The 24914-nt window shown below is 67.5% G+C and carries 18 protein-coding genes; 2 read left to right on the top strand and 16 right to left on the bottom strand.

Translation table 11 applies throughout. The features are described 5' to 3' along the window. Nucleotides 1-46: 46 nt before the first annotated feature. The 7 genes from ACFPOU_RS11020 to ACFPOU_RS10990 form a co-directional block, all read right to left on the bottom strand. Nucleotides 47-397, bottom strand: a complete 351-nt coding sequence (locus ACFPOU_RS11020; RefSeq protein WP_379720706.1) for a DUF3147 family protein — start codon at nucleotides 395-397, stop codon at nucleotides 47-49. A gap of 61 nt (nucleotides 398-458) precedes the next feature. Next, a complete protein-coding gene (locus ACFPOU_RS11015) occupies nucleotides 459-833 on the bottom strand; it encodes a hypothetical protein (RefSeq protein WP_379720703.1) in 375 nt (124 codons plus the stop codon). 59 nt (nucleotides 834-892) lie between these two features. Continuing rightward, nucleotides 893-3991 (bottom strand): efflux RND transporter permease subunit, encoded by a 3099-nt coding sequence (locus ACFPOU_RS11010; protein WP_379720700.1) that lies wholly within the window; start codon nucleotides 3989-3991, stop codon nucleotides 893-895. A gap of 58 nt (nucleotides 3992-4049) precedes the next feature. After that, the gene (locus ACFPOU_RS11005; RefSeq protein WP_379720697.1) at nucleotides 4050-5162 is read right to left on the bottom strand and encodes an efflux RND transporter periplasmic adaptor subunit; all 1113 of its coding nucleotides are present in this window, start codon (nucleotides 5160-5162) and stop codon (nucleotides 4050-4052) included. Next, nucleotides 5159-5722 (bottom strand): hypothetical protein, encoded by a 564-nt coding sequence (locus ACFPOU_RS11000; protein WP_379720694.1) that lies wholly within the window; start codon nucleotides 5720-5722, stop codon nucleotides 5159-5161. The genes ACFPOU_RS11005 and ACFPOU_RS11000 overlap by 4 nt, the downstream gene beginning before the upstream one ends. After that, nucleotides 5719-6936, bottom strand: a complete 1218-nt coding sequence (locus tag ACFPOU_RS10995; RefSeq protein ID WP_379720691.1) for a TolC family protein — start codon at nucleotides 6934-6936, stop codon at nucleotides 5719-5721. Before ACFPOU_RS10995 ends, ACFPOU_RS11000 begins: the two co-directional genes overlap by 4 nt. A 78-nt stretch (nucleotides 6937-7014) precedes the next feature. Further along, nucleotides 7015-7398, bottom strand: coding sequence for a hypothetical protein (locus ACFPOU_RS10990; RefSeq protein WP_379720688.1), 384 nt, complete (start codon nucleotides 7396-7398; stop codon nucleotides 7015-7017). Nucleotides 7399-7931: 533 nt separating this feature from the next. On the opposite strand from ACFPOU_RS10990, the gene ACFPOU_RS10985 reads away from it, so the two are divergent. Next, entirely contained in the window at nucleotides 7932-8789 is an 858-nt protein-coding gene (locus ACFPOU_RS10985) for an ElaB/YgaM/YqjD family protein (RefSeq protein WP_379720685.1), read from the top strand. A gap of 156 nt (nucleotides 8790-8945) precedes the next feature. On the opposite strand, the gene ACFPOU_RS10980 is transcribed toward ACFPOU_RS10985, so the two are convergent. Both ACFPOU_RS10980 and ACFPOU_RS10975 read right to left on the bottom strand, forming a co-directional pair. Beyond that, complete coding sequence (locus ACFPOU_RS10980; RefSeq protein WP_379720682.1) at nucleotides 8946-12059, bottom strand: efflux RND transporter permease subunit; 3114 nt, start codon at nucleotides 12057-12059, stop codon at nucleotides 8946-8948. Between the two features lie 10 nt (nucleotides 12060-12069). After that, the gene (locus ACFPOU_RS10975) at nucleotides 12070-13230 is read right to left on the bottom strand and encodes an efflux RND transporter periplasmic adaptor subunit (RefSeq protein WP_379720679.1); all 1161 of its coding nucleotides are present in this window, start codon (nucleotides 13228-13230) and stop codon (nucleotides 12070-12072) included. Nucleotides 13231-13507: 277 nt separating this feature from the next. Here ACFPOU_RS10975 and ACFPOU_RS10970 point away from each other — a divergent pair, with 277 nt between their 5' ends. Further along, nucleotides 13508-13861 (top strand): hypothetical protein, encoded by a 354-nt coding sequence (locus tag ACFPOU_RS10970; RefSeq protein WP_379720676.1) that lies wholly within the window; start codon nucleotides 13508-13510, stop codon nucleotides 13859-13861. Between the two features lie 305 nt (nucleotides 13862-14166). Here ACFPOU_RS10970 and ACFPOU_RS10965 read toward each other — a convergent pair whose 3' ends face one another. The 7 genes from ACFPOU_RS10965 to ACFPOU_RS10935 form a co-directional block, all read right to left on the bottom strand. Continuing rightward, nucleotides 14167-14904 carry a 2OG-Fe dioxygenase family protein gene (locus tag ACFPOU_RS10965; protein WP_379720674.1) on the bottom strand — a complete coding sequence of 246 codons (738 nt, stop codon included), beginning with the start codon at nucleotides 14902-14904 and terminating at the stop codon, nucleotides 14167-14169. A gap of 61 nt (nucleotides 14905-14965) precedes the next feature. After that, a complete protein-coding gene (locus tag ACFPOU_RS10960; RefSeq protein WP_379720671.1) occupies nucleotides 14966-16999 on the bottom strand; it encodes a TonB-dependent receptor in 2034 nt (677 codons plus the stop codon). Nucleotides 17000-17006: 7 nt separating this feature from the next. Continuing rightward, nucleotides 17007-17495, bottom strand: a complete 489-nt coding sequence (locus ACFPOU_RS10955; protein ID WP_379720668.1) for a DUF6702 family protein — start codon at nucleotides 17493-17495, stop codon at nucleotides 17007-17009. Continuing rightward, nucleotides 17496-19886: a M1 family metallopeptidase gene (locus ACFPOU_RS10950; protein ID WP_379721231.1), complete on the bottom strand. Its 2391-nt coding sequence runs from the start codon at nucleotides 19884-19886 to the stop codon at nucleotides 17496-17498. Nucleotides 19887-20040: 154 nt separating this feature from the next. Beyond that, nucleotides 20041-22431 carry a M1 family metallopeptidase gene (locus tag ACFPOU_RS10945; protein ID WP_379720665.1) on the bottom strand — a complete coding sequence of 797 codons (2391 nt, stop codon included), beginning with the start codon at nucleotides 22429-22431 and terminating at the stop codon, nucleotides 20041-20043. Nucleotides 22432-22564: 133 nt separating this feature from the next. Then, nucleotides 22565-23692: a HupE/UreJ family protein gene (locus ACFPOU_RS10940; RefSeq protein ID WP_379720662.1), complete on the bottom strand. Its 1128-nt coding sequence runs from the start codon at nucleotides 23690-23692 to the stop codon at nucleotides 22565-22567. Further along, on the bottom strand, nucleotides 23689-24861 hold the full coding sequence (locus tag ACFPOU_RS10935; RefSeq protein WP_379720659.1) for a tetratricopeptide repeat protein: 1173 nt from the start codon (nucleotides 24859-24861) through the stop codon (nucleotides 23689-23691). The genes ACFPOU_RS10940 and ACFPOU_RS10935 overlap by 4 nt, the downstream gene beginning before the upstream one ends. Between the last annotated feature and the right edge of the window lie 53 nt (nucleotides 24862-24914).

Here is a 24914-nt window from a genome sequence, read left to right as displayed (position 1 = left end):
GAAAAGGGTTGCAGGCGAAAGCGTGCAACCCTTTTTTCATGCCTGCTCAAAGCAGCACGATGCCGAAGCGTTTCAGCACGAGCGCGAATGCGCCGAAACAGGCCACCGTGATCAGGGCGCAGGCCCCGAAGGTCCACCAGAATCCCAGGCGCGGCAGCAGCCAGGGAAAGGCCAGGAACATCGGCAGGGTCGGCACGACATACCAGAACGTGTACCAGGCATGGTTGGCCAGCCTGGCCTCGCTCTGGTGTTCCAGGTGCAGCCAGACCAGGGTCAGGAGCGTCACCAGCGGCAGCGCGGCGATGAAGCCGCCGAGGCGGTCGCTGCGCTTGGCCGCCTCCGATATCAGCACGACCAGCGCCGCCGTGATCAGGTATTTCGTGATGAGCCACTTCATAGTCTCTCCCTCGATCAGCCGATGGCGGCCGGGGCGGCCACCGGCGCCGTCCTGGCCCGGTTCATTTGATCGAGAAGCGCACGCTGACGGCCTTCGCGTCCGCAAACGTGATGGCGGCGACCGCCTTGCTGCCCGCGGCCAGGTTGGCGCCGCCCTTGACGACCAGCGTGTTGCCGCCGCCGGCCGCGAGCGGCAGCGCGGTCTTTTGCTTACCCTTGAGTACGGTCAGGGTGCCCGTCGCGCCAGCGGTCGGCAAGGCCTTGCCGTGGTCGTCGACGTAGATCGTGGCGGTGCCGTCCTTGGCCACCAGCTCGAAGGCCAGGTCGCCCGCGCTTTGCACGATGCCGCCGTGCTTGGGCTTGGCGCCATGGGCGAACACGTTGCCAGAGAAGGCGATACTGGCCGCGAGGGCGGCGGCCGCGAAGAGGTTTTTCATTTCAAACTCCAGAAAATTGGGGCGGCTCGCAATGGGCGCCGCCACGGTGCCCGTGTCATTCAATAAGCGTCGCCGCCTTGTTCCGCCAGCAGCCGCTCCAGGGGGCGGCGGCCGACTTTCCAGAAGATGAGCGGCGTGAGCAGCGAGTCCAGCAGTGTCGAACTGATCAGCCCCCCGAAGATCACGACCGCGACCGGATGCAGGATCTCCTTGCCGGGCGCGTCCGCGGCCAGCAGCAGCGGCGTCAGTGCGAACGCGGCGACCAGCGCCGTCATCAGCACCGGCGTCAGGCGTTCGATCGAGCCGCGCACGATCATCGGCCAGCCGAAGGTTTCGCCCTCGAACTTGCACAAGTTGATGTAATGGCTGACCTTGAGGATGCCGTTGCGGGTCGCGATGCCGGCCAGGGTGATGAAGCCGACCATCGAGGCGACCGACAGCGAGACGCCGGCGATCCACATGGCCGCCACGCTGCCGACCAGGGCGAACGGGATGTTGCCCATGATGACCAGCGCCAGCGTCGACGACCGGTAGCGCGAGTACAGCACCAGGAAGATCAGCACGAGCGAGGCCAGCGACAGGCCGACGATGCGCTGCTGCGCCTGTTCCTGGGCCTGGAACTGTCCTTCGACGCTGACAAAATAGCCGCCTGGAAGCCGGCTGGTGCCGACCGTCCTGCGCACGTCCTCGATGATGCGCGACATGTTCGAGCCGTCGGTATTGGCATACACGACGATGCGGCGGCGGCCGTTTTCGCGGCCGATCTGGTTCGGCCCGTCGCCTTCTTCCACCGTGGCGACGCTCGACAGGGGAATCGGTCCGGCCGGGCTGGCGAGCATCACCCGCGCCAGGTCCTGGGGCGAGCGGTCGACGTCGGCCAGGCGCACCACCAGGTCGAAGCGGCGCGCGCCGTCGATGACCTGGGTCACGCGCGTGCCTTCGGCCAGCGCCTGCAGCGCCTGCAGCACGTCGCCCGCCGCCAGGCCATGCTGCGCCGCCTTGCGGTAGTCGATGCGCACCTTGATTTGCGGGATCAGGACCTGGCGCTCGACCGACAGGTCGACCAGGCCCGGCACCGCGCGCAGGCGTCCCTGCAGGCCGTCGGCCAGGCCGCGCAGGGTGTCGAGGTCGTCGCCATAGATCTTCAGGGCGATCTGCGCGCGCACGCCCGAGAGCAGGTGGTCGAGCCGGTGCGAGATCGGCTGGCCGATCGCGATCGAGGCCGGAATCGCGGCAAGCCGGGCGCGGATGGCCGCCATGACCGCTTCGCGCGAGCGCCCGGACGGTTCCAGGTCGATGTCGAGCTCGGACGAATGCACGCCTTCGGCATGTTCGTCCAGCTCGGCGCGGCCGGTGCGGCGGCCGACCCGGGTCACTTCCGGCACCTGGGCGATCAGCGTCTCGGCCAGGGCGCCCATGCGGTTCGCTTCCGCCAGCGAGGTGCCCGGCGTGAAGGTCATGCCCATTACCAGCGAGCCCTCGTTGAATGCCGGCAGGAAGGCGCGCGGGAAGAAGGGCACCGATGCCGCCGCCGCCAGCACCGCGATCAGGGCCACGGCCAGCAGCATGCGGATGCGCGGGAAGGTCCAGTGCAGGGCGGCCGTGTCCCAGGCCTTCATGCGGCGCACGATCGGACTGTCGCCGCGGTGCAGGCTCTTCATGCGCGGCAGCAGGTAGTAGGCCAGGGCCGGCGTGACGGTCATGGAGACCAGCATCGACGCCAGGATCGACGCGATGTAGGCGATCCCCAGCGGCGCGAACAGCCGGCCTTCGATGCCCGGCAGGGCGAACAGGGGCACGAACACGAGCACCACGATGACGGTGGCGTAGACGATGCCCGAGCGTACCTCGACCGAGGCATGCCAGATCACCTCCAGCACCGACTGGCCGTGTTCCCGGCGCTGCTTGAGCCTGCGCACGATGTTTTCCACGTCCACGACCGCGTCGTCGACCAGTTCGCCGATGGCGATCGCCAGGCCGCCCAGGGTCATCACGTTGATCGACTGGCCGAGCAGATGAAAGGCCAGCGCCGTCACCGCCAGCGAGAGCGGGATGGCGATCAGCGAGATCAGCGTCGTGCGCAGGCTCAGCAGGAAGGCGAACAGCACGATCGCCACCAGGATGGCGCCGTCGCGCAGGGCCTCGACGACGTTGCCGATCGCGTTATCGATGAAATCGGCCTGGCGGAACAGGACCACCGGCTGCGCGATGCCGGCCGGGAGTCCCTGTTTCAGTTCCGCCAGCGCGGCCTCGATGTCGCGCGTCAGGCGCACCGTGTCGCCGGCCGGCTGCTTCTGGACGCTGACGATGACCGCCGGCTTGCCGTTCAGGCCGGCGTCGCCGCGCTTGAAGGCAGGCGCATAGCGCACGCTGGCCACCTGTTCGAGCAGCACCGGCGTGCCGTTGCGGTAGCCGACCGCCAGGCCCTGGATGTCGTCGAGGCGATTCGTGCGGCCCAGGTTGCGGATCAGGTATTCGCGGTTGTTCAGGTCGACGAAGCCGCCGCTGGTGTTGGCCGCGAAGCCGCGCAGCGCCGCCGTCACCTGGTCGAGCGAGACGCCGAACTGCGCCATGCGCGCCGTGTCCGGCTCGATCCGCAGCTGGCGCACCTCGCCGCCGATCGGGATCACCTGCGACACGCCCGGAATCGACAGCAGGCGCGGGCGCAGCACGAAGTCGGCATACTCGCGCGCCTGCATCGGGTCGGTCCGGGCGACGTCGATCGGCAGCGCGATCAGCATGATCTCGCCCATGATCGAGGACACCGGTCCCATCACGGGCGAAATGGCGCCCGGCAGCTGCTCCTTGACCAGCGTGATGCGTTCCGAGACCAGCTGGCGGTTGCGGTAGACATCGGTGCCCCAGTCGAACTCGGCATACACGATCGACAGGCCGACGCCCGAGACCGAGCGCACCCGCGTCACGCCCGGCATGCCGTTGAGTGCCGTCTCGATCGGAAATGAGACGAGTTGTTCCACTTCCTCCGGCGCCATGCCTCCCGCTTCGGCCAGCACCGTCACGACCGGCTTGTTCAGGTCGGGGAAGACGTCCACCGGCGTACGCCATGCCGTCATGGCGCCGTAAACCATCAGCATCAGCGCCGCCGCCAGGACGAACAGGCGGTTGCGCAGGCTGAAGCGCACTATCGAATCAAACATGAATGGTCACCTGGTCCGCGTATCTGATCTGCTCATCTGATCTGCTCATCTGATCTGCTCATCTAATCTGATTAATCAGGGAAGTCCCGCCGACCACCACCCTGTTGTCGGGGCTGAGCCCCTTGGTCACGACGACGGTGCGGGCGTCGAGCGCGCTCGCTTCCACCGGCAGGGCGATGAAGCGCTCGGCGCCCGACTTGATCCAGACCACCGTCTCGTTGGCCGGGTTGCGCGCCAGCGCCGCCGCCGGCAGGGCGATGCCCTTGACGGTGGTATCGAGCCTGGCCAGCACCGTCACCGGCTGGCCCAACGCCAGGTCGAGGTGCGCGCCGCGCGCACGGAAGCTGACCGGCACGGCGCCGTCGCGCAGGCTGCGCCCGCCCCCGAGCAGGGTCAGCGCGACATCCGGCATGCCGGCGAGCGTCGCCGCGCTGATCCTGCGGGCGACACCCGCGTCCGTCGACAAGGCCTCGATCAGCATGCGCTGCGGATCGACGATCTCGAACAGCACGTCGCGCGGCTCGACGATCTGGCCGTTGAGCACCGACGCGCTGGCGATGACGCCGCTGGCAGGGGCAAGGATGGCCTGGCTGCCGCCAATCGAGGCGGCGACCGCGCGCTCCTGGCCGATATTGGCCTTCAGCTCGGCCCGGGCGGCCTCGATTTCCTTGGCCGGCACCACGCCTTCGAGCGATGCCAGGCGTTCGACCCGTTTCGCCAGCAGGCCGCGCTGGGCGCGCAACTGCGCCAGCTGCGCCGCCTGGTTGCCGCGCTCGATGGCGTCGCCCGCCGGGCGCAGGCGGGCCAGCACCTGGCCCTGGACCACGCGCTGGCCCGCGACCGGCAGCCCGTTCGGCCCCGGCGCGATCTGTCCCGCGAAAGGCGCCTGCACCCGGCCGCCCGCGTTCGGATCGATGCTGACCCGGCCGTTCAGGGCGACCGTGCGCGCGTGCTCGCCTTCCCCGGCCAGCAGCGTGCGCACGCCCATGCGGCGCTGGGCCAGCTTCGGTACATTCACGCTGCCGTCGGGCAGGCGCGCCAGGCCGCCGCCGGCGGCCGGCTGGCCGTCCAGGTGCTCGCCGTTCGGGCCGTGCGCGCCGGGCGCGGCGAACAATGCGGTCGCGTATATGCCTGCGGCAAGGCCGGCAAGGATGTGTCGGATCATGGTCATGCCGGGCTCCCTTGTCCCTGGCGCCGGCGGCGCACGATGAATGCCGCTGCGCCGGCCAGGACGGCGGCGCCGCCCCCTGCCAGCAGCCAGCGGCGGCTTTCCGGATGCGCGTGCCCGTGCTCGTCGGCGGCCTGCGCGACCGTCAGCGTGCCTTCGAGCAGGTCGCTTTCCTCGCCGGCCACCAGGGTGAACAACAAGGCGTGAGCGCCCGGCTTCGAGATGGCTGCCAGGAACGCCGGATCGTCGACGGCGTAGTCGCCCTGGTCGGCATGGAAGGCCGCCTTGGCCTTCAAATCCTTGTACTGGACCTCGAGCGAGGCGCCCAGCACCGGCTCGTTGGTCTCGTAGCGGTCGACCATGATCGAGAGCTCGCCGCCGGACAGGTGGCCGAGCAGTTCGAACGCTTCGGTAAAGGTCTCGATGCGGGGCGCCGACGCGCCGTCGCCGGCGGCGCCCGCCTGGGCGTCGAGGTGTTCGCCGTTCGGGCCGTGGGCGCCGGGGCTGGCGAATGCCGGCGGCATGACGAGCATGGCGGCCAACAACAGGTTCAGGTAGGTCATGGAAGAATTCCTAGGGCTTGATTGAGCAGGGCATGCGCGAGCCCGAGCGCGACTTGTTGCTGGGCCACGGCGACATCGGCCTCGTGGGTGAGGGCGCGCGAACGCAGCAGGTCGGCCAGCCCGCGCTCGCCCGCGCGGAAGGCTTTTTCGAACAGCGCGGTATGTTCGTGCAGGGCGGTGGCGCGCTCGCTGGCGGCGCCGAGCGCGGCGCGCGCATTGGCCAGCCTTTCCCGCGCGATCTCGATCCCGGCGTCGGCGTCGGCCTGGATCTCGGCCGCCTCGGCGGCGGCCGTCGCGATCGCGGTGCGCGCCTGGGCTTCGGCGCCGCGGTTGCGCGCGGCGCTCCCGAGCGGAATCTGGAGCCTGACGCCGATGCTGTCGACGGGGGCGCGCAGCAAGCGCTCTTCTTCCCGGCGCAGCGCCAGTTCGACCGTTGGCGGCGCCCTGCGCGTGGCCGCGGCCAGGCGCAGGGCGGCGTGCGCCCGCTGTTCGGAAGCCTGGGCGGCCGCCAGGCGCGGGTTCGCGGAAGCGCCCGTATCGTGCAGCGCTTCGGGTTCGAGGGCCGGCAGGCTGGCGAAACCGGTCGTGCTCCGGTAGCGCGCGAGCGCCTCGGTGTGCGCGGTGCGGGCCTGCGTGACCTCGACGCGCGCGGCCAGCACTTCCTGCCGCGCGAGCAGGGCGTCGCTGCGTGCCAGGTCGCCGGCCTTCACGCGCCGCTCGACCTCGTCGGCGAGTCCCTCGAGGTGGTGCAGGTGGTCCTGCTTTTCCTGGAGCCCGACCTGGGCCGCGGCGGCTTCCCACAGGCGGTTGCGCACCACGCCGGCCACGGCCAGCCGCGTGGCGCCGATGTGGGCGGCGACTTCCTCGCCGCCGCGCGCGGCCAGCGCTTCGCGGGCGCTTTTCTGGCCCGGCAGCCAGAACGAGGAGCCGATCGAGATCTCGGATTCGCGCTGGCCGCGCTCGGACGCGCCGCGGTCGCTTCGCCGCGACACGCCGAGCGCCGGGTTCGCGGCCAGCCAGGAACGCGCGCTGTCGCGTGCGGCCAGCACTTCATCCTGGCGTGCTTCGAGCGTGCGGGCGGCCGGCGCGCGCCGCCACGCACTCTCGACGGCTTGCTGCAAGGTGGCGCCGCTCGCGTCCGGCGCTGCCAGGATCGGGCAGGGCAGGGCCAGGAGGGCACCGGTCAGGTACAGGGACAGGCGGCAAATGCGCATGTGTTCTCCATCGGATGATAGTCAGGATCACCGAGGGCGAGCACGCCGGCGCGGCAGTGGCCGCGTCCGAATGGTTGATTATGCGTGCAGCGCTCCCCCGGCAGCATGGCCGGGGGCGAAGGCAGGGGGTCTGTGCGGTCCGTCCAGGAAGGGTTCGGGCACGGCCTGGACAAGGTAGGCGCCGGTTGCGGACGCGGCCCGTTCGGGCGCGATCGTCAGGCGCGGAAAACCGCAGCCGGCCGGCTGGCAGGAAGACGAATGCTCCTGGGCGTGATCGAGGGATGCATCCGATTCGTCGTAGTGGACCGAGCCGTCCTGCTCGTGGTGATGGTGGATGCCCTCGTCGTGCGCCAGCGCGTGCGCGAGCGGCGCCGCGCCGGCGACGGGCGGCAGGCTGCCCTGCATGGCGAAACCATACAAGGGCAAGCAGAACAGCAGGAGGATGTGGACAATCCGGCGCACGGGCATCACCAAGCGAATGTTGCGCGATTATATCAGCTGCGCCCGCCGCGCCGCATGCGTCCTACCCGGTCCGGCAGCGCGTATCGACCAGAAGATGCGCACCAGGGCGCTATTGCGTCCGTCAGGAAACACATCGAAGCGGTTGCCAACATATCGCGCCATGTTCCGGGACCTTTCTCAGCTTTTAGCCTCCGAAGCCGCAGCTCTGTTAGTCAACGCACGGTCCGGCTAGCTCATTCGTTATATTTTTTGTATCGCGACACGGTAACCCGACAGCTGCAATCGTGCGGTACGCCGGATCGGCGTACTCTTGCAAAACGGGATGCGAAAGTGACGTGGCTGGTTGAAGGAACTTTTGATCTTTCCTGAGGTCGTCGATGTAATTCATTGACCGAGGGCATGATCCGAACGATCCATTGATGTAGCGCAGTTCATTTTCGCGCCTCCGTTTTGTTTCGAGCGGAATCGAGGAAGAATGTGGGTCGGGTACCGGTCTACTCCGCGTTGGTCTACATTTTACAAGGACAAAAGTCATGGATAATCAGAAGTCGAGCGAGGGAAAAGGCGTTGATGCCGGTAAGCAGGGCAACGGCAGCAGCATGGGTAAGGACCAGTCGGGCTTCGGCAAGGACGACAAGTCGGGCAGCCTGAACAAGAGCATGCCGGGTTCGTCGGCCAGCGCCGGTTCGTCGGGCAGCCTGTCGGGCAGCGCATCGTCGAGCTCCAGCCCGTCGACGGGTTCGAGCATCAGCGGTTCCGGCAATGCCGGCTCCACCGGCAGCATGGGTTCGAGCGGCTCGTCGAGCGGCTCGTCGATGGGCTCGACCGGCGGTTCGTCGTCGACCGGCTCGTCCGGTTCGTCGTTGTCGGGCACCGCCGGCACGTCGGGCGTGGGCTCCTCGAGCACGGGTTCGAGCACGAGCTCGTCGGGTGCGATGGGTTCGTCGTCGTCGGGCACCGGTTCGCTGGGCAGCCCGTCGGTCACCGATTCGTCGGGCTCGGCCGGCGGTTCGTCGTCGGGCGCCATGGGCGGCGCGACCGGCGCCAGCACCGGCACCGGCGATACTTCGTCGAAATCGGGCATGATGGCTTCGATCAAGCCTGAAGAAATGCACAAGACGATCGACAGGGCTGCCGAAGCGGCCCAGCCGGTGGTCGAGCGCGTGGTGAGCAGCGCTCACGCCGGCGTCGACAAGCTGAGCGGCCTGCTCAGCGGCGCATCGGAAACCTTCAGCGCCCGTTCCGCACAAATGAACGACACCTACCAGCAACTGGCTGACTCGGGTCGCGAATACGTGCGCACCAAGCCGGGTACCGCCGTGGCCATCGCCCTCGGCGCCGGCTACATCCTGGCCAAGCTGCTTGGCGGCAGCCGCCGCCGCGACTACTAATCAGTAGCGCTCCACTGGACCTGTCCCGGCCGGCATCATGCCCGGCCGGGCGTCCGGTTTTCGAACGGAATAATCCAGGCGTATCCGTACCAGCTCGATCAACGGGCACGACGACGCACGTCCTACGCAGGCCATGCCGTCGCAAGGGTGACGGGTTCACTTCGCCGCCGTCACTTCGCCACCGCGCACCGGCTCCTTTGGCTGGCGCCGCATCTTGCGCACCCCCCGGTCCAGCAGCAGCTTGACATCGTCCACATAGGTAAATACCGCCGGCACCACCAGAAGGCTCAGCAGCGTGGAAGTGATCAATCCCCCGATCACGGCAATCGCCATCGGCGAGCGGAAACTCGGGTCGCCTGAGAAGCCCAGCGCCAGCGGCAGCATGCCCGCGCCCATCGCGATGGTGGTCATGATGATCGGCCGGCTGCGCTTGTGGCAGGCGTCGACCAGGGCATCGAAGCGGTTCATGCCCGCCGCGCGCGCCAGGATCGCGTAGTCGACCAGCAGGATCGAGTTCTTGGTCACGATCCCCATCAGCATGATCAGGCCGATCATGGTCGGCATCGACAGCGCGCTGCCGGTCAGGAGCAGGGCGATGAAGGCGCCGCCGATCGACAGCGGCAGCGCCGCCAGGATCGTGAGCGGCTGCATGAAGTCGTGGAACAGCAGCACCAGCACCCCGTAGATGCACAGCACGCCGATCGCCATCGCCACGCCGAAGCTGGCGAACAGCGCCTGCATTTCCTGGGCGTCGCCCAGTTCGGCGATCTGTACCGAAGCCGGCAGCGAAGTCAACGCGGGCAGGGCGCGCGCTTCGCTGTTGACGTCGCCGAGCGAGCGGCCGCCCAGTTCGACGTCGAGCGTGACGTTGCGGCTGCGGTTCAGGCGGTCGATCTGGGCCGGGCCGCTTTCCATCGTGATGTCGGCCACGCTCGACAGCAGCACCGGTCCCTTCGATCCCGGCACCGTCAGGCGGCCGATGGCGTCGAGGTCGGCGCGCACGCTGTCGGGCAGCTTGACGCGGATCGGTACCTGGCGCTCCGACAGGTTCATTTTCGCGAGCGCCTGCTCGTAATCGCCGGCCGTGGCCACGCGCACGGTCTCGCCGATGGCGGCGGCGGTCACGCCCAGGTCGGCGGCGCGCGCGAAGTCCGGGCGCACGATGATCTCGGGGCGCACCAGCGAGGCGCTCGAGCTGACGTTGCCGATGCCGGACAGCGTGCGCAGTTCGCGCTCGGCGCGCTGGGCGGCGGCGGTCAGGGCGGCCGGGTCTTCGCTGCGCAGCACCAGTTGCAGCTTGCCGCCGGTGTCGGCCTGGCCGACGGAAAAGCGTGCGCCGGGAATGCCGGAGAGCTGCGTGCGTATCTGGCGCTCAAGGTCGGAGAGCGACTCGTCGCGGTCGCTGCGGTGCGTGGTGGTCACCGTCAGCACCGCGCGCCGCGCTTCGGCCGAGGCGCCGGGCGCGAAGGCGTCGCCGCTGGAGCCGCCGCCGATCGAGCTGAAGACGCTTTTGACGCCGGGCACGCGCATGGCCGCCAGGCGCGCCTGCTCGGCCACGCTCCGGGTCTGCGCGAGCGTCGAGCCGGGCGCCAGTTCGACGTTGACGATGGTCTGGCCGCGGTCGGCGGCCGGCACGAAGCCGGTCGGCAGCAGCGGCACCAGCGCGAGCGAGCCGGCAAAGAACAGCAGCGAGGCGAGCGCCGTGACGCGGCGGTGGCGCAGGCACCACTGCATGCTGCTCATGTAGCGACGCATGATGGCCCCATCCTTTTCCACCTGCGGCTTGGCCGGTTTCATGATGTAGGCCGCCATCATCGGCGTGAGCAGGCGCGCCACCACCAGCGAGGCCAGGATCGCCAGCACCGCCGTCCAGCCGAACTGCTTGAAGAAGCGCCCCGGGATGCCGCCCATGAAGGCGGTCGGCAGGAACACGGCCACCAGCGAGAAGGTCGTCGCGATGACCGCCATCCCGATTTCGTCGGCCGCTTCCAGCGCCGCCTGCATCGGGCTCTTTCCCATGTGCAGGTGGCGCGCGATGTTTTCGATCTCGACGATGGCGTCGTCGACCAGCACGCCGACCACCAGCGCCAGCGACAGCAGGGTGACCATGTTGAGCGTGTAGCCGAACAGGTACTGGCCAAGGAAGGCGGGAATCACCGATAGCGGCAGGGCGGCGGCGGCCACGAAGGTGGCGCGCCAGTCGCGCAGGAACCACCACACCACCAGTACGGCCAGCACCGCGCCTTCGTAGAGCATCTCCATCGAGGCGTCGAAGTTTTCCTGCACCGGCGCGGCATTGTCGACCACCTCTTCCAGCACCAGGTTCGGGTGCGCCTTCTGCAGTTCGGCGACGGCCGCGCGCGCGCCGTCGGCGACTTCGGTCTCGCTGGCGCCGCGGGTACGGAAGACTTCGAAGCCGACCACCTTGCGCCCGTCCCGCTCGGCCAGCGAGCGCGGCTCGGAGACGGTGTCGATCACGGTCGCCACTTCGTCCAGGCGCACGCGGCGCCCGTCCGGCAGCGGGATGTCCATGCGGGCGAGTTCCTGCGCGCTGGCGACGGTGGCCAGGGTGCGGACCGACTGTTCGGCGCCGCTGACGTCGCCGCGTCCGCCCGGCGCCTCGCGCTGCACGTTGCGCAACTGGCGCGACACGTCCAGCGCCGACACCCGCAGCGCGGCCATGCGCGCCTCGTTGAGTTCGACCCGCACTTCGCGGTCGGCGCCGCCCACGCGCTTCACCGCGCCCAGGCCCGGTACGCTCAGCAGGCGCTTGGCGACGGTATTGTCGACGAACCAGGACAGCTCCTGGTCGTCGAGTCCGGCGCCGCCCGGCCTGGCCACGGCGGTAAAGGTGAGGATCGAACGGCCGGCGGTGGCGGCCTTGGTCACGCTCGGCTCGCGCATCTCGGGCGGCAGGTCGGAGCGCACCTGCGAGACGGCGTCGCGCACGTCGTTGACGGCGTCCGACAGGTTCTTCTCTAGGATGAACTCGACGGTGACGGTGGCCACGCCGTCGAGCACCTTGGTATAGATGTTCTTCACCCCTTGCAGCGTGGCGACCGAATTCTCGATCTTGCGCGCGACCTCGGTTTCGAGCTGGGCGGGCGCGGCGCCCTCGAGCGTGGCGGTGACGGTCACGATCGGCAGTTCGATATCGGGGAAGAACTGGACCTTGTTGGCCTTGAAGGCCAGCAGGCCGGCCAGCGTGAGCAGGGCGAACAGCAGGATCGCCGGGATCGGATTACGGATCGAAAGAGCGGAAAAATTCATGGCCCGTCCTTCAGCGCGCCGCGACCTTGGCCGGCGCGGCAGGCGCCGCCGGCGCATTCCTCGCCGGATCCGCTACCTGGCGTACCAGATCCCCATCGTTGAGGAAGCCGGCGCCGGTGACGACGATCTGCGCCTCGGGCGCGAGGCCCTTGACTACTTCGATGCGCTCGCCCAGGCGGCGTCCGGTGTCGATCTTCACCTGGCTCACGCGGCTGTCCGGATTCAGGCGGAACACATAGCTGAAACCGTCGCGCACGGCGATCGCCTGCTGCGGCACGGTCAGCGCGTTCGAGGCGCCCAGTTCGAATTCGCCGCCGGCGAACATGCCGGCCTTTAGCGGCGCGTTCGACGACAGGCTGGGGGGCAGGTCGACATAGACCAGCGTGGTACGCGTTTGCGGATCGACCGTCGGCGCGACCGTGCGCACCTTGCCCACGACCTCGCTGCCGTTGGCGCCCTTGACGCGCACGCGCGTGCCCGGCTTGACGCGGCCGATGTCGGAGGCCGGCAGCTCGGCGCGCCATTCCAGGCGGCCCTGGCGGATCAGGCGAAACAGTTCGGTGCCCACGCCGACCACGGCGCCGACGGTGGCGCTGCGCGCCGAGATGACGCCGCCGTCGGGCGCGATCACCCGGGTGTATTTCAGGCGCAGCTGCTGCTGGGTGAGCGTGGCCTTGGCGGCGGCCACGCGCGCCTGGGCCGTGCGCGCGGCGGTGGCCCATTGCGTCGCTTGCTGCTCGCTGACGGCGCCGGAACTCTTGAGGTCCTGGCCGCGTTTCGCGTTGGCCGCGGCCTCGGCGGCATTGGCCTGCGCTTCCTGCACGGCGGCGCGCGCCTGCTCGACATCGGCATTGACCGTATCGGCCGAGAACACGGCCAGCACGTCGCCCTTGCGGACGATGTCGCCCACGTTCACCCGCACCTCCAGCAGGCGCAAGCCGCCCGACTCGCTGCCGATGACCGCTTCCTGCCAGGCGGCGACGTTGCCATTGGCGCCGAGCTTGAGCGGCAGGCTGGCCGTGGCCGGACGCGCCGTGGTGACAGTCAGGGCCGGCGTCGCGGGCGCGGTCCCCTTCCTCGCCTCGTCCTCGTCCTTGCCGCATCCGGCCAGTACGAAACAGAGCAGGGCGGCCGAGCCGAGGAGGAAAATACGTGGTGTCGGTAAAGGCATGGGCTTGGTTCCGGGTCCGTGATCAGGCGGGATGCCGTGGCATGATCGGCAATGAAACAGTTTATCAAAGGGACGGCAAGTTGACGCGAACTCACGTGCCGCGTGCGGGCGCCATTCCACCGAAAGCCTCGCTACAATAGCTTTTTTAACCTATCCCGGCAGGGAATGCGTCGTTGCCGACGCGCCTGACAGGCGGGTGCCGCGTTGCGCCCGCTCGCCATGCATCGTCGCCACCTTCGTCGTTCTGGCCGAGATCGGTTTTCAGAGGGAGTCTTCCATGAACAAGCCGGGATTGCTTGCCGTTCTGTCCGTCATTGCGCCGCTGTGCGCCGCTGCGCCGCAGGAGCCGGCGCCTCCTACGCCGCCGCCCGACTGCGGCGGCGCCGACGACACCTGGCGCGCATCGGGCGCCCTGCCGGCGCGCGCCAGCGTCGCGCCCGCGCCGCACCTGGGCAGTGTGGCGCCGGCCAACCGGGTGCTGTCGCATACCGAGACGCCATCGATGCGTGCGATGCGCGCGGCGCGCGAGAAAGAGGCGGCACGGGAGGGCGGCCGCGCACCGGAGGCGCAGTCCCAGTCCGGCACCCCATGTGTCCCGAAAACCGGACCGCAGGACGACAAACAGCGGTGACTTGCACCAATCTGGTGCATTTTTTGGCGCATGCTGCACGCGCATGATGCGGTGCGTCAAATCCGCCCCGCGATGCAGGTCGAAGCTCTCCGTCGTCCAGCGTATTGCAGAGCCAAGCTACGGCAGGCGTACCGTAGTTCTACCGTATTGCGATGCACAATGAACTGCAGTATATTAGAACTGTCTCCTCCAGTTTTTCTCCGAAATTCTGGATTACCGCCCGCTACCGTCAGGTACGCGGGCGTTTTTTTGCCTGACGCGAGGACGGCGCCGAAGCGGCGGGTGGCAAGGCCGGGCGGGTGCGTTCATGCGTCCTCGCCCTGGAACGACTGCGCGCGCCAGGTCAGCACCAGCGTATCGCGGTAACCGTGCCCGGCCAGCGGCTGGATCGGCGTCGACTCATGGATCACCGCCGCATCGTCGAGCAGCAGCAGGGTCCACGGTTGCGTCATCGTGAAGCGCTGGCCGCGCGGACCGTGAGCGTCGAACACGCGCGTCTCGCCGCCCTTGATGCCGGTGCGCCCGACCAGGATCACGGCCACGAAATCGACGCCGTCGCGGTGCGCGCCCTCCGGGGTCGGGCGGCCGATGCCGTCGGCGGTGTCGATGCGGAACTGGTGCGCTTCCACATACCAGGGACGCGCGTCTTTCACCTGCGAGCAGATGGCGCCGAGCGAACGCACCAGTTGCTGCCAGGCCGGCCGGGCGACGGTATCGCCGTCGATCGGTTCGAACATCCGGTGCATGCCGCCGTGCAGGGCGTTGTACTCGACCGGCTGCCAGTGCGCGCGGTGCGGCGTCGGGATCAGCGCCTTGCCGTCATCGACGAAGCAGGAATGGCGCCGGCGGCGGTAGCGGCCGCCGTCCTTCAGGTAGTGGTCGAGTGCCAAATGGTCCCAGCTCGGCGCCAGCGCATCGAGGTCGGCCAGCGTGCAGCCGGCAAGGCGCGCGACCTCGAGAGGACGCAGCAGCGCATAGCCGTTGCCGACCAGGGCTTGGGCCAGGCGGGAAGGATCGGTGTAGGGCAGTTCGGATGGTGTCATGCCCCGCAGCCTAGCATTTTTTGCCGGGGCCGGTGAAGACCGGCTCCGCGCGGGCGTCCACCTACCAGGTCCTGGTGAGCGTCAGGCGCAGCGAGCGCGGCTCGATCGGATGCAAGTGGATATCGTCGCGCGCCGTCGGCTCCCCGGCCAGCTGCGACGCATAATAGTAGTCGATCGCCGAATCGCGCCGGTTGGTGAGGTTGAAGGCTTCCAGCTCGAGCTGCCAGTCCTTGCCGGCCTTGTAGCCGATACGCCCGTTGAGCGTGGTGCTGGCGCTGGAGCGCACGCTGTTGTCTTCGACCAGCGGACGCGGGCCGAAATAGCGCAGGCGCAGCGCGCCCGACCACGGCCCCAGCTTGTCCGCGGTCAGCGCCAGCTGGCCCACGCCTTCCACGGCGCCGGGAATGTGGTCGCCGTTCCGCGACCGCGCACGCGCATAGGCCGCGTCGAAGTCGACCGACAGCCATTTCATGGGCCGCCAGTAATGCGACAACTCGACGCCGTAGCGCCGGCTGGCGCCGCCCGCTTCGGTCGTGCCCGCATCGCCGATATAGGTCAGCTCCGAATCGAAGTCGAGCCGGTAGAGCGAGACGGCCGTCTGCATCTTCCGCACGGCTTCCGTGCGCATCCCCAGTTCCATGCCGCGCGCGCGCGCCAGGCCCGGCGCGCGCTCCAACGGATCGCGCGTCTTGGGGTCGATGCTTGCCACCGTGCCGCGCGCGTCGTTGCTGTGGAAGCCGTGGCCGTAGTTCACATAAAACTCGGTCGAGGCCAGCGGCGCGAAGATCAGGCTGAACGAGGGACTTGCCTGCGTATCGTAGGCCCGCCCGGTGTTGACGGCCAGGTCGCTCTCGACATCGAAGCGGAAGCGGTCGACACGCACGCCGGCCACGCCGCGCAGGGCCTCGCCCCAGCGCATGGCGCTTTCGACGAACAGGCCGCCGCTGGTCTCGACGATATGGTCTTCACGGGTGGTGGCGAGGCGCCGGCGCGCGCGGGTGTCGTACAAGCCGTTGAAGATGTTGTCGTTCTGGAGCCGCGCGCCGACCGTCAGGTCCGAGGCCATGCGCGTGCCGCGGTGCAGGTGGAAGGTGTGGGCCGCGTCCAGGCCGCTCGTGACGCGCCGGTCGGGCTGGGCAAACTGGTCGCCGTTGACCGGGTCGTTCATGAAATAGGTGAAATTCGAGTACAGGTCGAGCTGGTTGCGGATCACATACGCGCTTGCTTTGGAAGTCGAATCGGTCCCGCTCTGGCGCCAGTTGCCCGACAGGCTGTAGCGGCGCGCACTACCGCCGCTGCTGCCGTCGACCGCGTCGAAGCGTCCCAGGCTGCCATCCTCGAGCGCGCGCAACGGAATCTGGTCGGTCGCGTTCCAGGTGCCGCGATAGGCCATCGCCGTCACGCTCCAGCCGTTGTTGGCATAGCCGCGGCTGTAGCGCAGCACGCCGTTGCGCTTGCGGTAGTCATCGGGCCGGGTCCAGGGACCGTCGTTGTTCATCAGCTCGAGCGCGTAGAGCAGGGTGCCGCCGGCGACGTCGGGCGAACCGGCCAGCACGGTACGCGCGAAGCCGTGCTGGCCCGCGGTAACGCCTGCGACGCTCTTGACCAGGCGGTTCACATAGCTGATCTCGGCGCTGCCGGCCGCGGCGAAGTCGCCGTCGTGCGACGCGTACGGCCCCTTGCGGTAGTCGAGGCGGCCGACCACTTCCGGAATCAGGAAGTTCACGTCGGTCCATCCCTGGCCGTGCGCATGGCTGCGCTGGTTGACCGGCATGCCGTCGACCCAGGTGGCCAGGTCGGTGCCGTGGTCGAGATTGAAGCCGCGCAGGTAGAACTGGTTCGCCTTGCCCTCGCCGCTGTGCTGGCTGGCGATCAGGCCGGGCATCGCTTCCAGCATCTCGCCCGGGCGGTAAGTGGTGCGCGCTGCCAGCTCCTTCTGCCCGACCGAGCCGGCATTGGCCGATTCGGCGATGCCGAGCTGGCTCAGGCGCGAGCCTTCGACCAGCACGCGCTGCAGCACCAGGTCATCGGCGAGCGCGGGGGAGACGGAAAACAGCGCGGCCAGCGCGCAGGGCAGGGGACGGATAGTCGGCATGAAGTATTCAGCGCGTCGGCTGTTCCAGTTGATGGCGGTCGAAAGTGAGCGTGCGTACGGCATTGTCCTCGCTCAGGTTGACCGTATTGACCTGCTCGGGAATGAAATCGATCAGCACGCTATCGTGGATGGCGCCGGCCTTCGACAGCGGGGTCTGCTCAATCTCCTGGAACACGGTGACCTTCTCGGCATCGGCCCTGATGCCGACCCAGCGCAGCGGCAGGCGCGCCTGATCCGGGCCCAGCACGCGGAAGCGCTCCTCGACATACGTGCGCAGCACCTGCTGGTCGTCCGCGTCGGCGAGGTCGAGCGCACGCCCGTACAGGTTCGCCAGCAAGGCCTCGACATCGTGCGCCATGTAGGTGTGGACGATCTCGGTATTGCCGGTGCGGACATTGAAGGCGATGTCGGTGATCCCCGCATGGAAGCGGTGCGCGCAGGCCATCGCGCTGCACAGCAGCAGCGCGGCGGCGAGCAGCGTCTTCAGGCCGCGCATCTACTGTCCCGCCTTCGCTGCAGGCTCGGATTTCTTCAGGGGCGTATTAAAATCCTTCATCATGTCGTTGCCGCCGCGTTCGGTCTTGAACAGCTCCAGGCGCGATGGCGCCGGCTTGCGCGGCCAGGCGTTGTTGTCCTGGTCGATGTCGGCCGTCTCCCAGAACGGATCCTGGGTCAGGCCGGTCATCGGTTCGTCGGTGACGACCAGTTTCGTGATCTTCCTCGGCGAGTAGCGCCACACTTCGGCCGGAATGCGCTCGATGTACTTCTTGCCGCTGGCCAGCGTGATTTCCAGCACCAGCGGCGTCACCAGCCCGCCGACGTTGCTGAAGTCGACCAGGTACAGGTGCTTGCCCGACGAGAGCAGCGCCTTTTCCCAGTCTTCCAGCTTTTCCTGCGACTCGGCGAACTTGTTGCGATCGGCGTTGGTGACGGTGAAGTCGTCGTACCGGTTATAGAAATCCTTCAGCTCGGGATGGGCGTCGACGCGGCGCGGCATGCCCTTGTTGCGCTGGTCGGTCAGCGAGACCGGCTCGGCCTGTTTCATCTTGCGGCGCCAGGCCTTTTCGGTTTCCGGATTCTGCGAGCTGATCGTGTACTCGCTGATGCCGTCCACGCGCACGTCGACGGCGTCGGTGGTATAGAACCAGCCGCGCCAGAACCAGTCGAGGTCGGTGCCGGACGCGTCTTCCATGGTGCGGAAGAAGTCGGCCGGGGTCGGGCGCTTGAACTTCCAGCGGCGTCCATATTCCTTGAAGGCGAAGTCGAACAGTTCACGCCCCAGCACCGTTTCACGCAGGATGTTCAGGGCGGTCGCCGGCTTGCCGTAGGCGTTCGGACCGCGCTGCAAGACCGATTCCGAATTCGTCATGACCGGCACCTGGTTGCGGCTCTTCATGTAGTCGACGATGTCGCGCGGCTCGCCGCGCCGCGCCGGGTAGTTGTCTTCCCAGGCCTCCTCGGCCAGGAACTGGAGGAAGGAGTTCAGGCCCTCGTCCATCCAGGTCCATTGGCGCTCGTCAGAGTTGACGATCATCGGATAATAGTTGTGGCCGACCTCGTGGATGATCACGCTGATCAGGCCATATTTGGTCGCCTTCGAATAGGTCGGCTCGCCCGTTTTCTTGTCTTTCGTCGGACGCGGGCCGTTGAACGAGATCATCGGGTATTCCATGCCGCCGATAGGACCGTTCACGGAAATCGCGGTCGGGTACGGATAGTCGAACGAATACCTGTTGTACTGCTCGATGGTGTGGACGATCGCCTGCGTGGAGTATTTCTCCCACAGCGGATTGCCTTCCTTCGGATAGTAGGACATCGCCATCACATCGAGCTCGCCGCTTTTCAATCCCTGCGCGTCCCAGATGAACTTGCGGCTCGACGCGAACGCGAAGTCGCGCACGTTGTTGGCCTTGAAGCGCCAGGTCTTCATGGTGCTCGCACGCGTCTTCTCGGCCTGCTCGGCTTCCGCCTGGGTGACGATGAGCACCGGCTTGTTCGACTTCCTCGCGCGTTCCAGGCGCTCGCGCTGGGCGGCGCTTAATACTTCGCGCGGATTTTGCAGCACGCCGGTCGAGGCGACGATGTGGTCGGCCGGGACCGTGATGGCGACATCGTAGTCGCCGAATTCGAGCGTGAATTCGCCGTCGCCGAGATACTGCTTGTTCTGCCAGCCGTAGGTGTCGTAATAGGCGGCCATGCGCGGGAACCACTGGGCGATCTCGAACAGGTCGTTCCGGTCTTCCTGGTCGAAGCGCTCGTAGCCCATGCGGCGCCCGAGCACGCTGGCCTCGGGGATGTTGAATCTCCACTCCAGCGCGAACGAGAAGCGCTGGCCCGGTTTCAGCGGCTGCGGCAGGTCGACGCGCATCATCGTCTTGTTGATCGTGTGGCGCAACGGGCGCCCGTCGGCATTCTTGACGCTCTTGAGCTGGAAGCCGCCTTCGAAGACGCGGCTCTCGAAGGCGAAGCGGATCGCGTCGAACTTCACGCCTTCGGGGCCGCCTTTTTGCCAGGATTCGCGTGAGGGAATGGTCGAGATGTTGCGGTTGTCCGAGTCGCCGCGGAACATGTTCTGGTCCAGCTGCACCCACAGGTAGTGCAGGGTGTCGGGTGAATTGTTGTGGTAGGTGATGGTGCCGGCGCCGGTGATGGCGCGGTTCGCCTCGTCGAGCGTGGCGCGCAGCTTGTAGTCGGCGCGCTGCTGCCAGTAGGCGTGGCCCGGCGCGCCCGAGGCGCTGCGGGTGCTCGATGCCGTCGGCAGCAGCTCGTCGAGCTGGCGGAACTTGTCGTCGAACTTGTCGGCGGCGCGGGCGCCCGCGCACAAGGCCAGGGTCAGCGCCAGGGTCAGCGGCACGGTCAGCAAAGAAAGGCGGGCGAGGTGAATCATGGTCATGGGTATTCTGGTTGGTTCCAAACGAAGCGACGGTGGCCGCGCTTATCATGCGCGGCCACCGGCTTCAATCCGGGCGGACGGCGCTGCCGTCCGCCCGGCGAGCGTGCAAAAACCGCCGTGGCGACCTCTCGCACGCTGGGCCGCATCGTCACTGTATCTTCGGCACCGTGTCCTTCTCTTTCTTTGCGTCCTCGGCCGCTCTTTCTTCCTTGGTCTTCAGCTTGGCATTGAAGTCCTTCATCATGTCGTTGCCGCCGCGTTCGGTCTTGAACAGCTCCAGGCGCGATGGCGCCGGCTTGCGCGGCCAGGCGTTGTTGTCCTGGTCGATGTCGGCCGTCTCCCAGAACGGATCCTGGGTCAGGCCGGTCATCGGTTCGTCGGTGACGACCAGTTTCGTGATCTTCTTCGGCGAGTAGCGCCACACTTCGGCCGGGATGCGCTCGATGTACTTCTTGCCGCTGGCCAGCGTGATTTCCAGCACCAGCGGCGTCACTAGCCCGCCGACGTTGCTGAAGTCGACCAGGTACAGGTGCTTGCCCGACGAGAGCAGCGCCTTTTCCCAGTCTTCCAGCTTTTCCTGCGACTCGGCGAACTTGTTGCGGTCCGCGTTGGTGACGGTGAAGTCGTCGTACCGGTTATAGAAATCCTTCAGCTCGGGATGGGCGTCGACGCGGCGCGGCATGCCCTTGTTGCGCTGGTCGGTCAGCGAGACCGGCTCGGCCTGTTTCATCCTGCGGCGCCAGGCCTTTTCGGTTTCGGGATTCTGCGAGCTGATCGTGTACTCGCTGATGCCGTCCACGCTCACGTCGACGGCGTCGGTGGTGTAGAACCAGCCGCGCCAGAACCAGTCGAGGTCGGTGCCGGACGCGTCTTCCATGGTGCGGAAGAAGTCGGCCGGGGTCGGGCGCTTGAACTTCCAGCGCCGGGCGTATTCGCGGAAGGCGAAGTCGAACAGTTCGCGCCCCAGCACCGTCTCGCGCAGCACCGTCAGGGCGGCGGCCGGCTTGGCATAGGCGTTGTTGCCGAACTGGAGCAGCGACTCCGAATTGGTCATGATCGGCACCTGGTTGCGGCTCTTCATGTAGTCGGTGATCAAGCGCGGCTCGCCGCGCATTTCCGGCCAGTTTTCTTCCCAGGCTTCTTGGGCCAGCGTCTGCACGAAGGAGTTCAGGCCCTCGTCCATCCAGGTCCACTGGCGCTCGTCCGAGTTGACGATCATCGGGAAGTAGTTGTGGCCCACTTCGTGGATGATCACGCCGATCAGGCCGTACTTGGTGCGCTTCGAATAGGTCAGCTCGCCCGTCTTCTTGTCTTTCGTCGGACGCGGGCCGTTGAACGAGATCATCGGATATTCCATGCCGCCCACCGGGCCGTTCACGGAAATCGCGGTCGGGTACGGATAGTCGAACGAATACTTGTTGTACTGCTCGATGGTGTGGACGATCGCGTGCGTGGAGTATTTCTCCCACAGCGGATTGCCTTCCTTCGGATAGTAGGACATCGCCATCACATCGAGCTCGCCGCTTTTCAATCCCTGCGCGTCCCAGATGAACTTGCGGCTCGACGCGAACGCGAAGTCGCGCACGTTGTTCGCCTTGAAGCGCCAGGTCTTCATGGTGCTCGCACGCGTCTTCTCGGCCTGCTCGGCTTCCGCCTGGGTGACGATGAGCACCGGCTTGTTCGACTTCTTCGCGCGTTCCAGGCGCTCGCGCTGGGCGGCGCTCAATACTTCGCGCGGATTTTGCAGCACGCCGGTCGAGGCGACGATGTGGTCGGCCGGGACCGTGATGGCGACATCGTAGTCGCCGAATTCGAGCGTGAATTCGCCGGCGCCGAGGAACTGCTTGTGCTGCCAGCCGTAGGTGTCGTAATAGGCGGCCATGCGCGGGAAGAACTGGGCGATCTCGAACAGGTCGTTCTTGTCGTCGAATTTCTCGAAGCCCGAACGCCCTCCCAGCACCTTCTGCTCGTTGATCCGGTAGTTCCATTCGACGTCGAACGAGAAGCGCTGGCCCGGCTTGAGGGGCTGCGGCAGGTCGATGCGCATCATCGTGCGGTTGATGACGTGGGCCAGCTGGCGCCCGCCCGACTTCACGCTCGTGATGTTGAAGCCGCCCTCGAAGGTGAAGCCCTCGAAGGTCGCGCGCAGGGCGTCGAATTTCAGGCCTTCTTCCGGATTGCGCGGCTTGGCCCAGGCTTCGCGGGCGACCGTCGTCGACATGCGGGCGTCCGAATTCGGCTTGTAGATGTTCTGGTCGAGCTGCACCCACAGGTAGTGCAGGGTGTCGGGGGAATTGTTATGGTAGGTGACCGTCCCGGCGCCGCGGATCGAACGGTTCGCTTCGTCGAGCGTGGCGCGGATCGTGTAGTCCGCGCGCTGCTGCCAATAGGCCTGGCCAGGCGCACCGGAGGCGGTGCGGATGGTCGACGCCGGCGGCAGCAATTCGTCGAGCTGGCGGAACTTGTCGTCGAATGGGTCGGCTGCGAAAGTGGAGACGCTGAGGCACAGCGCAGCCAGGGCGAATGGCAAACGGATCATGTTTCCCTGTTTTTATCATTAATTTTGGAGAAACCATTCTAATGGTATCTTTCAGGCAAGCATTCTCTCTATTTGTAAAAAAGCTGATACATGGTGCATATGCACCACGCATCCTTGCGCCCCCGATACCGCTTCACGCCAGCAGCTTCAGGTCGAAGGCGCGCTCGGTGAACCACACCGCGGCAAGCAGCGCGATCAGCGCCGAGCCGCCGGTAAATACCACGCGCCGGTAGAATCGCCCGTGCCGCAGGGCGTAGGCCAGCGGCAGGAACACGGCGACGATCGCCAGCTGCCCCAGTTCGACCCCGACATTGAAGCCCACCAGCGACACCACCAGCGCGTCCTGCGGCAGGCCCAGGTCGGCCAGCACGCTGGCAAAGCCGAAGCCGTGGATCAGGCCGAAAACGAAAGCGACCAGCGCGCGCCAGCGGTGCACCAGCGGCCACAGGTTGTTCAGGGCCGCCAGCACCACGGAGGCGGCGATCGCCGACTCCACCAGGCGCGAGGGCAGGCTCAAGGCGCCCAGCGCGGCCAGGCTCAAGGTCAGCGAGTGCGCCAGCGTAAAGGCGGTCACGATCTTCAGCACATCGATCGCCGAGGCCTTCAGGGTCTCGCGGCCTTGCCACTGGCCGCTGCTTCTCACCAGCACGGCCGGCAGCAGCAGCGAAACCAGGAACAGGATGTGGTCGAAGCCGATCCAGATATGCCAGACCCCGTGGCGCACATAGTCGGCGAACTGGCGCCAGCGCGCCGGCGCCGCCACCTGCAGCGCCTGCGCGCGCGCATCTGGGGCGAAGATGGCGCTGCTGGTGGCCGCGCCATGGGTCAGGCGCAGCAAGCCCTTGTGCTGCGGGTCGATCTCGAACAGCAGGTTGTAGCCGACGTCCAGGGTGCTCACCGGCGCGGCGCAGGCGCCCTGCAGGCGCAGCACCGCGTAGGCGCCATCGGTATGGTTGTCGATCAGGTGCTGCGTCACGTTCAAGGCGCAGGGCTGCCCGCCGCTGGCGAGCGTCAGGCGCGCCAGCGCATAGGCGGCGATGGCTTCATGGCGGGTGCGCACCTCGTCCCAGGTGATCGCGGCGTCGCCATTGGCGTCGAGCCCGATCGCCATCTCGAGGTCGCGCAGGGCGATGTCCCACTGGCCGTCGATGCGCTCGCCCTGTACCGTCAAGCTCAGGTAGCTGTCGCTCGCCTTGTGCGCCTGCGCGGGGAGCGCGCAGGAAAACACCAGCGCCAGCAGGAGCAGGCAGCGGCGCATCATGCCTTGTCTCCGAGCCGTGCGGCGATGGAGGCGATGGCCGCGTCCTCGATCCGGCTGGTTTTCAGCCAGTCGCGCACCAGGGTACGCGCTTCCTTATCCCCGCTGTCGACGGCCGCCTGGGCCAGGATGCGCAAGTCCGCCGGTTCCTTCTGCACCGCCCAGTTCAGCTTGGCCAGGCGGACCGCGGCGCGCGCGTCGCCGCGCACGGCCAGTTCGTAGCGCGCCTGTTCGCGCTGGTGCACGTTATCGCGGCGGCGCAGGGCGGCGTCGAAGCGCGCGGCCAGTTCGGCGCTGGCCTGCGCCGCTTGCGGCTGGCCCGCCTGCTTCAGGGCGATGGCATAACGCAGCAGCAGCGCATCGGCCGCGGTCTTGTCTTTCAGGAGCTGGACGACCTGCGCCGCGCGGCCGCGGTCGAGCAGCAGGTCGGCATAGGCGCCCAGCAGGTAGCTGTCGAGCGGATCGAGCGCGAGCGCTTCGCGGAAATGGGCTTCGGCCGCATCGAGGCGGCCCAGGCGGGCAGCCATTTCGCCGAGCAGGGTGGCGACCCAGGCGCGGATGTCCGCGCCGGACTCGGGGCGTGCGGCGTAGGTCTGGCGCAGGCGCTCGTAGCTGCCGGCGGCCTGGCCGCTGACGCTGCCGACGCTCGAGAGGCAGGCCTGCACCACCAGTTCGGGCGCGCGCGAATACAGGCGCATGCAACTGGCGCGCGCGCCGGCGAAGTCGCCGGTGATGGTTTGCACGGTGGCGCGCGTGAGCCAGGCCTGGCTATTGCCGCTGTCGCGTTGGAGAACCGTGTCGAGGTCCGCCAGCGCGGCCCCGAACTGGTGCGTGCTCTGGCGCAGCGTGGCGCGCAGCACGAGCACGGGGGAGGGGGGCTGGGGCTGCGCATACCAGGGCGCAAGCGCCGCCTGGGCGTAGCCGAGATAGCGCGGGTCGCCGTCGCGCCGGCTTTGTTCGATATAGCGTTGGGCCAGCGTGGTGGCCAGGTTCAGGTCCTGCGGGTTGGCGCTGACGGCGCTACGCAGGCCTTGCAGTTCGCGCTGGACGGGATTGGCGCCGCCGGGGAGGCGCTCCAGCACCTGGGCGCCGTTGGCCGGGAGATACGGCGCCGCGTTCGCGGTCGAGAGAATGCAGGCGCACGAAAGCAAACAGAAAGTCTTGCCAAACATGAAAACTCCGAAAGGAGAAAACGCGGGGACGGTAGACCGTCCCCGCGCGAGAC

The organism is Massilia jejuensis, from assembly GCF_042656795.1.
In the GTDB taxonomy this organism is placed as follows: Bacteria; Pseudomonadota; Gammaproteobacteria; order Burkholderiales; family Burkholderiaceae_D; genus Telluria; species Telluria jejuensis.
The sequence above is the reverse complement of the archived record's forward strand: the minus strand, read 5'-3'. Positions and strand labels throughout refer to the sequence as shown.